This window comes from Flavobacterium sp. ACAM 123, assembly GCF_000264055.1.
Classification (GTDB): domain Bacteria; phylum Bacteroidota; class Bacteroidia; order Flavobacteriales; family Flavobacteriaceae; genus Flavobacterium.
This window is the reverse complement of the sequence record NZ_AJXL01000228.1, coordinates 1-1,014: the sequence shown is the minus strand read 5'-3', so window position 1 is coordinate 1,014 and position 1,014 is coordinate 1. Positions and strand designations below refer to the sequence as shown.

The window sequence follows — 1,014 nt, the reverse complement described above, 5'->3', positions numbered from 1 at the left end:
AATAGCTGAAGGTTCCTAATTTAATACCTGCTTGATCGCAATACGCTTGTTGTGAAAGTCCACTTTGTTTCCAAGATTCAACTCGGGATAACATAAATTCATTTTTGTCCATGTCTAAATTGTTTAGAACAAAACTACTACCTTAAGTTAATCTAAAAAATATGTGGTTCGTCGGGCGGATACCGCAAGAAAATAGAAAAGAATGGATGCTATGGATGTTTGACAGGGCAGGAAAAAAGAATAGTAATGTCACCAACAAACAGTTTTGGCAGCAAAATAATAAACCAATCGAAATTTGGTCATTAAAAGTATTTGAACAAAAATTAGAATACATTCATAACAATCCGGTTGAAACGGGATTTGTAACGGACGCCATAGATTGAAAATTCAGTAGTGCTAAAAATTACGGTAATAATGACCATACAATTCTGAAGATAGATACGAATTAAATTGTAGGCAGGAGCGAGACGCTCGCGCTAGCGTGAGAGTTTTGTTGTAGCCGGACGATTTATCTTCGCAATAAAGTTCTATATTAGCCGAAAGAAATTGGCTACTAAGTTCGCAACCTCACAAAGCCAAAAACATTGGCATCAATACGAGACCCCGAATTTAGACTCAAAAGACACTAGACCTATAACTAATGCAACCACAACTCCAATTTATACAAAGTAAAAACTATAGAAAAAGATCATAATTTCTATTTCAATTACTTTAGCAATTATAATCAGTGTATACTATTTTTTAAGACACGAAGAAAATAATAGTTACGAAGAAAAAGGGAATAAGATGGTTATACAAATTTATGAATTTGAAAAAATTCATAATAAATTACCAAATTCTATATCAGATTTTAAAGTTGATACAGAAATGGGTGAGGGACCATACTATGAGAAATTAAATGATTCAACATTTATTGTATTTTTTAATAAAGGATTTGATGATAAAATCATATTTAATTCAAATAAGAAAAAATGGGAATAAAAACAACCGAACCGCCAACAGCTGTTCCTATGT

Annotated in this window: 2 protein-coding genes and 1 pseudogene; 2 read left to right on the top strand and 1 reads right to left on the bottom strand. The window is 32.1% G+C overall.

The window, feature by feature from the left end:
• A partial coding sequence (tnpA, locus tag A3SG_RS23190) for an IS66 family insertion sequence element accessory protein TnpA (RefSeq protein WP_016991451.1) occupies nucleotides 1-112 on the bottom strand: 112 nt, incomplete at its 3' end.
• Between the two features lie 70 nt (nucleotides 113-182).
• Here tnpA and A3SG_RS20495 point away from each other — a divergent pair.
• A pseudogene (locus A3SG_RS20495) lies at nucleotides 183-449 on the top strand (transposase); the annotation flags it as partial.
• Nucleotides 450-786: 337 nt separating this feature from the next.
• Nucleotides 787-981: a hypothetical protein gene (locus tag A3SG_RS0118395; protein ID WP_016991449.1), complete on the top strand. Its 195-nt coding sequence runs from the start codon at nucleotides 787-789 to the stop codon at nucleotides 979-981.
• The last annotated feature ends 33 nt before the right edge of the window (nucleotides 982-1,014 follow it).